Here is an 8,105-nt window from a genome sequence, read left to right on the forward strand (position 1 = left end):
TTGTCGCGCAAGGCGCCAAACCATCCTCCTGTTCCGAGAGGCTGATGTTCGATCCAGGCACGCAACAAGAAGATCAACGTGCTGTCGAGAAGGCGTGGGGCGACAATATCGTGGCCGCCGAGATTGCCTTTCGCTTCGACCTGCAGAAGTTCCAGGGCAAGCCGCAGCGGCTCGCTGGTGCCTATCTGATTTCGGGTCAAATGGATCAGCGGAGGAAGCAGCGAAACCATCGGGTATGGCCCGACGCCGTCGAGTGAATATCTCGCACAAAGAAGAGTTGTCGCGCCGCTCTCGCTTTTCGGTTCTGGTCCGCTCCGATTTGCGGAAAGGACGGCGGATATAGATGCCGTTGGTGCATCCAACGGATTACAAAGAGCATGCCCGATACCGCTCGCGACAAGGATGACGTCTCCCTCGCCCAAGCGGATCGGCTCCTTTTCACCGGCTAGCCGCAGCCAGCATTCGCCGCTCTGTATGACGTGGATGGCGGCATTCCTTGTCGGATCGACCGAAATACCCCACGGCCGATGCAGGGTCGCGCTGCCGATCATGGCGCTGCCAAATCTCAGCGAAGCAAGAACTTCGGATAAGGCGTCCACGAGAACCATCCTCCAACGATGAATAGGACGACGCTATTAGACGATTGGATAAGAATCTAGCGGAATAGCGTATCGACCATCTCACAATCGCGACAGATTATGTTGGCAATGTCGGCGTGCGGACGCTCCTGTCCGCACCGGGCAGAAGCAGGCACCTGACGGAGCAAACATGCGTGACGAACCATCAAATCCACTTCCAGCCAAGGCTCATAGTTCGCTCGAGACCAACAAGATGATCGTCCTGGACTTCATCGACAAAGCGGTAAACCAAGGCAACATCGAAGCCGCTTCGATGCATTTTGGCGAACGCTATATCCAGCACAATCCGAACATTGCGGATGGCGCGGACGGCTTCAAAGCCTATCTGCAGCAGCTCAAACAGTCATTTCCCCTCGTGAGGGGAGAGGTGAAGCGGATTTTTGCCGAAGGGGATTTCGTCATCGTGCACATGCACGCAAAACGCGAACTGGAGGAGGAAGGCTTGGCCATCGTCGACATTTTCAGGCTGAAGGACAGCAAGCTCGTCGAACACTGGGAAGTTCGGCAGCCTATCGCCGATAGCAAGCTGCACGCCAACAGCATGATCTGAATGCGGATAGGCTCAGGCTGGCTTGTGCCCGCACGTTTCGCTGATTACGCTGCCGGCGGCAGGGCCAACGCCGGGAGACCATCCGTGAGCATCGAATTCCTGTTGACGTCGCTGATTGTCGTGGCTTCGCCCGGTACCGGCGTTCTCTATACGCTAAGCGCCGGGCTTTCGCGTGGTGCGCGCGCCAGCGTCATTGCCGCTTTCGGCTGCACGCTCGGCATTATCCCGCACATGGCGGCCGCCATCACCGGCCTCGCGGCTCTGCTGCATACGAGTGCCGTCGCCTTCGAAACGCTGAAATATCTCGGCGTCGCCTACCTGCTTTACATGGCTTGGAACACGTTGAAGGAGAAGGGCGGCCTGAGTGTCGACGAAGATGTCGCGCCGCGCTCGGCCGGCAAAGTGATCGCCTCCGGCATTCTGATCAACATCCTCAATCCGAAGCTGTCGATCTTCTTCTTTGCGTTCCTGCCGCAATTCGTCAGCACCACCGAACCGCACGCGCTGTCGAAGATGCTGGAGCTCAGCAGCCTCTTCATGCTGCTCACCTTCGTGGTCTTTGTCGGCTACGGCATCTTCGCGGCGTCGATCCGCAGCCATGTCGTGTCGCGGCCAAAGGTGCTGACCTGGATGCGCCGCACCTTCGCCGGAGCCTTTGTCATGCTCGGCGCCAAACTGGCGCTGGCGGATCGCTAGATCTCTCTGTTTTGACGCAATTCCGGGCGGAAAACCGTTTCACACCTTTCCTGGAATTGCTTACCGCTGCGGATCGGCCGGCCCGCCTGCGGTTTCGGAAGGCTCGTTGCCTCCGAAACCGGACGCAGCGCGGACGCCCAGCCGCCAGGCCGACGGGGGGACGCCGATCATCTTCTTGAAGGCACGGCTGAACGCCGCCTCGGACTCGTAGCCGATTTCCGCCGCTATGTTTGCGACGTTGCTGTTGCCGGCGCTGAGCAATTCCGAGGCAATCTGCATCCGCCACTTGGCGAGATAGTGCATCGGCGGCATGCCGACGAGTTTCGTGAAGCGCTCGGCCAGCACGGTGCGCGACAGCGCGGCCTCCTTCGCCAGCGCCTCCACCGTCCAATTGTGCGCCGGCCGGTCGTGGATCAGCGCCAGCGCCTTGCTCAGATGCGGATCGCGCAGGCCCGCCAGCCAGCCGGTTTGTTGTGGCGGCAGCGACTCCACATAACGGCGCAGCACGTCGACGAACATCAATTCGCTGAGCTTGGTGAGCACCGTCTCGCTGCCCGCACGCTTTTCCGCGACCTCCGATACCGCCAGCTTGATGAACTGGCCGAGCCAGCCGCCGTCGCCTTTCACGTCTCCGGCCTTGATGACCGGCGGCAGCGCTTCGAGCAGCGGATTGAAGGGCAGTGCATCGCAAGCGAGATAGCCGCATACCAGCCGGGCCGACAGCGATCCGTCCTTGACGTAATTGATGGGAAACGGTGTCTGGCTGGCGGCGGCGATATCCAGCACATCCGCGGTCGGCGGATCCGCGCGCAGGGCCGGATTGCTCGACATGATATGCGGATCGCTCCTGGTGAAGACCACGACTTCGCCTGCCTCCACGGCTATCGCCTCCTTGCCGATGATGCGGGCGAAGCAGCGGCCAGCCGTGAGCACGTGGTAGGAAATCAGGTGATCCGCGCCCGGCAGTATCCTCGGCAGTATCGAGGCGGGGGAGGGCGAGCAGACCGCCCAGGGGTCCTGGGCCGCGATGTCGAAAAACGTCGCGCCGGTGAGACACACCTTTTTCAAGAGGTCAGACAGAGCGTCCCCGGCCATTCCATCCATGTCCCGTAAGTTGCGCGGCAACCCGGCGCGACATCCCTTTCGAGTTCCGGACGCGCTGTCAAGTGAGGCGGACGCCCCGTCATTCCGTTCATTGCCGGAAGCCTTAAAATCCCGTCGGTGCTGAGCTCTGTCTCAAATCAGGTGCTGAGTGCAGTCGAACTCAAGAAAGATGAGGATCTAAGTCATGACGGTACATAAGGGCGGGTGTTTTTGCGGCGCCGTGGAAATCGAAGTGCACGGAGCGGCCGAGGCGATGGGCTACTGCCATTGCAGTTCCTGTCGTTCGTGGTCGGCGTCTCCCGTGAACGCCTTCACGCTGTGGAAGCCGGAGAACGTCAAGGTCACCAAGGGCGAGGAGTTCCTGTCCGGCTTCGCGAAGTCAAACATGAGCAACCGTCAGTTCTGCACGAAGTGCGGCGGCCATCTGATGACCGATCATCCGCCGCTCGGACTGGTCGACGTCTATGCGGCCACGATACCGACGGTGAAGTTCACGCCGGGGGTTCACGTCAACTACGCCGAGACGGTCCTGCCGATGAAGGACGGATTGCCGAAGCTGAAAGACTTCCCCGCCGAACTCGGGGGCTCGGGCGTGAGCGTGCCGGAGTAACCCGGCAATGACACACGATTTCGAACAGCCACATCTCACGACAGGAGAATACGCATGGACATCACGACATTTCGCGCCACGCAGGAGCCGATCAAGGATCTTTATCGCAAGGATGCGCGCGCGGCACTTCTTACGCTGAAGGCCAGGGGCAGTGCCGACGACTCCAAGGTCACCTGCAAGGTCGAGACAGGACGTGGGCTCGCGCTGGCGGGCATCCATCCGAAGGCCGGGGGCAGCGGACGGGAGCTTTGTTCCGGCGACATGCTGCTGGAAGCCCTTATCGCATGCGCCGGCGTCTCGATGAGGGCGGCGGCCGCCGTTCTCGAAATACCGATCAAGTCGGCCGAAATCTCCGCCGAGGGCGACGTCGATCTTCGCGGCACGCTCGGCGTCACCGAAGGTGTGCCGGTCGGCTTCAAGGAGATCCGCCTGCGGTTCGACATCGAGACCGACGTTGCGCAAGACCGGCTGACTGACCTGCTCGAGCTCACCGATCGCTATTGCGTGATCTTCCAGACGATCCAGCGCAGTCCCAAGACCTTCGTGAAGCTTCACAAGGTCGTGCGGTAGCCACGACCTGCCCGGAATCCTAGACTTTGGGGGTTCCGGGCTGGGCCTGAGCGCGGCCTCACTGAACGCAGCTTGGCTGAATGCAGCTTTGTCGCGCCAAGCGCTATCCCTTCACGTAGCCCATCGCCTCGACGATCCGACCGTCCTTGACGCGCATCAGGTTGACGCCGCGCAGCGAATTGCCGTCGGCCATCCAGTAGCGCCAGCGGATCGTTGCCCGGTCGCCGGCGACGAAGGTTTCTTCGATGTCGAAGCGCGTGCCGGGTCCGGTCGCGATCGCCGACCACAGTTCGACGCAAGCGCCCTTGCCGATGCGGCGGGCGCCGTCCGGGGCCGGCGTGGTGTTCTCGATCACGCAATCTTCCGCCACCAGATCGTCGAGCGCCGACGGGTCGTGGCGCTGGAACACGTCGTTGTAGCGCCGCATGATCTCGGCGGTTTCGGCGGAGCGTTTGGCCGCGGCGATGTCGATGATGAGTTCCTGTGTCATTGGATATTCCTTTCCCTTCAGTGATCAGTAGCGGTTTCGATGAGGCGGGCGCTGAGCGTGATCACGGCGACGCCCGCCAGCGCCCGCGACACGAGGCACCTCTCCTTGGCGGTCTGCGCCAGCCGCTCGAAATCAGCCGCCGCCAGCCCGGCGACGCTTGCCTCCGTCTCCAGCTCGATACGGGTCAGCGTCGGTCCGGCCGCGCTGGCGCCGAGATGCGCTTTCGCGATCGTGCGGATGTGCGCGGGAGTGTGACCTTCGCGGCCGAGGATGGCGCTCAGCGCCATCGAGAAGCAGCCGGCATGCGCCGCCGCAATCAATTCCTCGGGGTTGGTACCGGGACCGTTCTCGAAACGCGACGGGAAGGAGTAGGCACCTTCAAAGACGCCGCTGCCGAGCCTCAGCCGGCCCGAACCTTCCTTCAACGATCCCTGCCATTGGGCCTCTGCTTCACGAATGGTCATTGTGTCTCTCCTTTGATTTGAGGGTTGATCAGTTTTTGAGCGAACCAGTCAGGCGCCGTCGACGACCACCTTTCCGAAGACGTCGCCTTGCTGGAAATAGCGGTAGGCGTCGTTGGACTCGTCGAAGGCGAACACCTTGTCGATGACAGGCTTGAGCCGATGCACCGAGATGGCGCGCAGCATGGCTTCGAGGTTGGTGCGATTGCCGACGAACAGGCGGCTGATGGTGGCGAGGCTGCGCTGGTAGACGGGGCCGGGGATCTGCACCGTCCCGCCTTTCGCATCCTGTATGGTGAGAAGCACGATGCGCCCGTAAAGCGCGCAGGCGATCATCGATTGCGCGAAGGTCGGCGGGCCGCCGGTCTCGACGACGAGGTCGATGCCGCCGGTCTGCTCGCGCACCGCAGCACCCCATTCCGGCATGTCGGCGGTCGAGACGACGAGGTCGGCGCCCAGCGCCCGCAGCCGGTCCAGCTTCTCGCTGCGCGAGGTGACTGCCACGACACGGCAGCCGAGCAGCTTGGCAAATTGCAGCGCAAACAGCGCGACACCACCTGAACCGATTACCAGAACCCATTGGCCGGACTTCGGCATTTCGGCCGCCGTCACCGCATTCCAGGCGGTCAGGCCGGCGCAGGTTAGTGTCGCTGCTTGATGCCAGTCGAGATGATCGGGAAGCCGTACAACCCATTGTTCGTCGAGCACGGCGTATTCAGCCAGCATCCCATCCAGCGTGCAGCCAAGTTGGTCGATCAGTCCGGCATTGATGCGGCCGTCGATCCAGCGCGCAAAATAACTGCCGGTGATGCGGTCGCCGACGGCGAAACGGGTGACAGAATCGCCGACGGCAACGACTTCGCCGGCGCCGTCGCTCAGCGGGATAACGCCTTGGCGCGGCGTCAGCGGGTAGGTGCCGTTGAGGATCATCGTATCGCGGCGGTTGAGCGAGGTGGCGCGGACACGCACGACGATCTCGTGCGGCTTCGGCGTCGGCTGCGCCTCCTCGCGCATCACTAGGCACTTGGTCCCGCCGGTTTCTTCAAGACGATAATTGCGCATTTGCCTCTCGCTAGTATGTAGACTGATCTACATATTATATAGACCGGTTGTCATATTCGAGGCAAGGCCTATAGTGCGCACTCCTGACAGAGGTTGACATGGCGAACGACACCCGCACCCGCATACTCGAGACGACGGCGCTGTTGCTGAGGCAGCGCGGCTACCACGGCACGTCGCTTAACGACATCTTGAGCGCCTCAGGCGCACCGAGAGGCTCGCTCTACTTCCACTTTCCGGGCGGCAAGGATCAGCTGGTCATCGAGGTGACGCGCGATAGCGTCGCCGATGTGACGCAGAGGCTGGACGCCGCGCTCGCTGCCGAAAAGGACCCGGCGGTGGCTGTCCACCACATCTACCAGTCGGTCGCGCGCATGCTGGAAGACAACCAGTTCACGCTCGGTTGCCCGATCGCGCCCGTAGTGTTGGACTCGCCGACGGACATGCCGGAGTTGGCCGAGTTGTGCCGCTCGGCTTTCGAGCAATGGATAGGCCTGCTCAGGGCCGCCTTCGTCAGGGCAGGGGTGTCCGAGCGACGCGCGCATGCGCTGGCGCTGCTGGTCGAATCATCGCTGGAAGGGCTGATGGTGATCGCGCGCGCCACCCACGACCGCGCCCCGGTGCTGGCGGTAGCCGATGAGGTCGCGGCGCTGATTGAGGGGGCATTGCCGGCGAAAGAGATCGCCGTCACGGCGCATTGACGTTTCGCGCTTCCAGGGCATCGAGGCCAGCGCGGAGCCCTGCTGAAGTGCCGACACTCCAGCTCTGCAATTCACGTTCTGCGCCGACGCCGAAGAGGGGGTGAGTTGTATGCTTCCGCTTGGAATCGGACAGCCTCTCATCCTCCGTCCCATCAACAAAAAAGGGCGACCTCTCGGCCGCCCTTTCCGTATCTGAAGGCTGATGGGTTGGATTAGAAGTCCATGCCGCCCATGCCGCCCATGCCGCCGCCGCCCATGCCGCCAGGCATGCCGCCGCCAGCCGACTCCTTCTTCGGAGCCTCCGCGATCATGGCTTCGGTGGTGACCAGCAGGCCGGCGACCGAGGCCGCGTCCTGCAGAGCCGTGCGCACAACCTTGACCGGATCGACGATACCCATGGCGATCATGTCGCCATATTCGCCGGTCTGGGCGTTGTAGCCGAAGGTCGCGCCCTTGTTCTCAAGGATCTTGCCGGCAACGATCGATGCTTCCGCACCGGCGTTGGCGGCGATCTGACGGGCCGGAGCCTGCAGCGCGCGACGCACGATGCTGATGCCCGCGGTCTGGTCGGAGTTGGCGCCGGTTGCCTTGATGCTCAGCGAAGCGCGCAGCAGTGCGACGCCGCCGCCGGGAACGATGCCTTCTTCGACGGCCGCACGGGTCGCGTTGAGGGCGTCATCGACGCGATCCTTCTTTTCCTTGACTTCCACTTCGGTCGCACCGCCGACGCGGATGACGGCAACGCCGCCCGCCAGCTTGGCGAGACGTTCCTGCAGCTTCTCCTTGTCGTAGTCCGAGGTGGTCTCCTCGATCTGCTGCTTGATCTGGGCGACGCGGCCCTGGATCTCGGCCTTCTTGCCGGCGCCGTCGACGATGGTGGTGTTCTCCTTGGAGATCGACACCTTCTTGGCGCGGCCGAGCATGTTCAGGCCGACATTCTCGAGCTTGATGCCGAGGTCTTCGGAAATGACCTGGCCACCGGTGAGGATGGCGATGTCTTCCAGCATGGCCTTGCGGCGATCACCGAAGCCCGGCGCCTTGACGGCAGCGATCTTCAGGCCGCCACGCAGCTTGTTGACGACCAGCGTGGCCAGGGCCTCGCCTTCGACGTCTTCCGAGATGATGACCAGCGGCTTCGAGGTCTGCACAACAGCCTCGAGGATCGGCAGCATGGCCTGCAGGTTGGAGAGCTTCTTCTCGTGGAGAAGGATGTAGGCGTCTTCCAG

At 62.5% G+C, this 8,105-nt stretch carries 10 protein-coding genes and 1 pseudogene; 5 read left to right on the forward strand and 6 right to left on the reverse strand.

The genetic code is table 11. The annotated features are described in order from the left end of the window. Nucleotides 1-107 precede the first annotated feature (107 nt). Nucleotides 108-608: pseudogene (locus AC0L2Y_RS06870) on the reverse strand (cupin domain-containing protein); the annotation flags it as partial. 160 nt (nucleotides 609-768) lie between these two features. Between AC0L2Y_RS06870 and AC0L2Y_RS06875 the strand changes: the two are divergent. Then, complete coding sequence (locus AC0L2Y_RS06875) at nucleotides 769-1,188, forward strand: nuclear transport factor 2 family protein (RefSeq protein WP_352492576.1); 420 nt, start codon at nucleotides 769-771, stop codon at nucleotides 1,186-1,188. A gap of 84 nt (nucleotides 1,189-1,272) precedes the next feature. Then, nucleotides 1,273-1,884 carry a LysE family translocator gene (locus AC0L2Y_RS06880; RefSeq protein ID WP_473554787.1) on the forward strand — a complete coding sequence of 204 codons (612 nt, stop codon included), beginning with the start codon at nucleotides 1,273-1,275 and terminating at the stop codon, nucleotides 1,882-1,884. 60 nt (nucleotides 1,885-1,944) lie between these two features. Here the strand turns inward: AC0L2Y_RS06880 and AC0L2Y_RS06885 are convergent, their stop codons facing one another. Continuing rightward, a complete protein-coding gene (locus AC0L2Y_RS06885; protein WP_473554789.1) occupies nucleotides 1,945-2,979 on the reverse strand; it encodes an AraC family transcriptional regulator in 1,035 nt (344 codons plus the stop codon). A gap of 193 nt (nucleotides 2,980-3,172) precedes the next feature. Between AC0L2Y_RS06885 and AC0L2Y_RS06890 the strand changes: the two genes are divergently transcribed. After that, nucleotides 3,173-3,598, forward strand: coding sequence for a GFA family protein (locus AC0L2Y_RS06890; RefSeq protein ID WP_352492573.1), 426 nt, complete (start codon nucleotides 3,173-3,175; stop codon nucleotides 3,596-3,598). Between the two features lie 54 nt (nucleotides 3,599-3,652). Then, on the forward strand, nucleotides 3,653-4,168 hold the full coding sequence (locus tag AC0L2Y_RS06895) for an OsmC family protein (RefSeq protein ID WP_352492572.1): 516 nt from the start codon (nucleotides 3,653-3,655) through the stop codon (nucleotides 4,166-4,168). A gap of 103 nt (nucleotides 4,169-4,271) precedes the next feature. On the opposite strand, the gene AC0L2Y_RS06900 is transcribed toward AC0L2Y_RS06895, so the two are convergent. From AC0L2Y_RS06900 to AC0L2Y_RS06910, 3 genes are read right to left on the reverse strand one after another with little or no spacing between them, the layout of a single operon-like run. Then, nucleotides 4,272-4,658 (reverse strand): nuclear transport factor 2 family protein, encoded by a 387-nt coding sequence (locus AC0L2Y_RS06900; RefSeq protein WP_352492571.1) that lies wholly within the window; start codon nucleotides 4,656-4,658, stop codon nucleotides 4,272-4,274. A gap of 17 nt (nucleotides 4,659-4,675) precedes the next feature. Continuing rightward, nucleotides 4,676-5,122 (reverse strand): OsmC family protein, encoded by a 447-nt coding sequence (locus AC0L2Y_RS06905; RefSeq protein WP_473554792.1) that lies wholly within the window; start codon nucleotides 5,120-5,122, stop codon nucleotides 4,676-4,678. A 48-nt stretch (nucleotides 5,123-5,170) separates the two neighbouring features. Continuing rightward, nucleotides 5,171-6,181, reverse strand: a complete 1,011-nt coding sequence (locus AC0L2Y_RS06910) for a zinc-dependent alcohol dehydrogenase family protein (RefSeq protein ID WP_473554793.1) — start codon at nucleotides 6,179-6,181, stop codon at nucleotides 5,171-5,173. Between the two features lie 98 nt (nucleotides 6,182-6,279). On the opposite strand from AC0L2Y_RS06910, the gene AC0L2Y_RS06915 reads away from it, so the two are divergent. Continuing rightward, entirely contained in the window at nucleotides 6,280-6,879 is a 600-nt protein-coding gene (locus AC0L2Y_RS06915) for a TetR/AcrR family transcriptional regulator (protein WP_473554796.1), read from the forward strand. Between the two features lie 212 nt (nucleotides 6,880-7,091). On the opposite strand, the gene groEL is transcribed toward AC0L2Y_RS06915, so the two are convergent. Continuing rightward, a partial coding sequence (gene groEL, locus AC0L2Y_RS06920) for a chaperonin GroEL (protein ID WP_473554797.1) occupies nucleotides 7,092-8,105 on the reverse strand: 1,014 nt, incomplete at its 5' end.

This window comes from Mesorhizobium sp. WSM4830 (assembly GCF_055811495.1).

Bases quoted from the DNA above. Each gene is read 5' to 3' on its own strand.
- AC0L2Y_RS06890 (WP_352492573.1), top strand. From the start codon at position 3,173: ATGACGGTACATAAGGGCGGGTGTTTTTGCGGCGCCGTGGAAATCGAA.
- AC0L2Y_RS06900 (WP_352492571.1), bottom strand. From the start codon at position 4,658: ATGACACAGGAACTCATCATCGACATCGCCGCGGCCAAACGCTCCGCC.
- AC0L2Y_RS06895 (WP_352492572.1), top strand. From the start codon at position 3,653: ATGGACATCACGACATTTCGCGCCACGCAGGAGCCGATCAAGGATCTT.
- AC0L2Y_RS06905 (WP_473554792.1), bottom strand. From the start codon at position 5,122: ATGACCATTCGTGAAGCAGAGGCCCAATGGCAGGGATCGTTGAAGGAA.
- AC0L2Y_RS06885 (WP_473554789.1), bottom strand. From the start codon at position 2,979: ATGGCCGGGGACGCTCTGTCTGACCTCTTGAAAAAGGTGTGTCTCACC.
- AC0L2Y_RS06875 (WP_352492576.1), top strand. From the start codon at position 769: ATGCGTGACGAACCATCAAATCCACTTCCAGCCAAGGCTCATAGTTCG.
- AC0L2Y_RS06915 (WP_473554796.1), top strand. From the start codon at position 6,280: ATGGCGAACGACACCCGCACCCGCATACTCGAGACGACGGCGCTGTTG.
- AC0L2Y_RS06910 (WP_473554793.1), bottom strand. From the start codon at position 6,181: ATGCGCAATTATCGTCTTGAAGAAACCGGCGGGACCAAGTGCCTAGTG.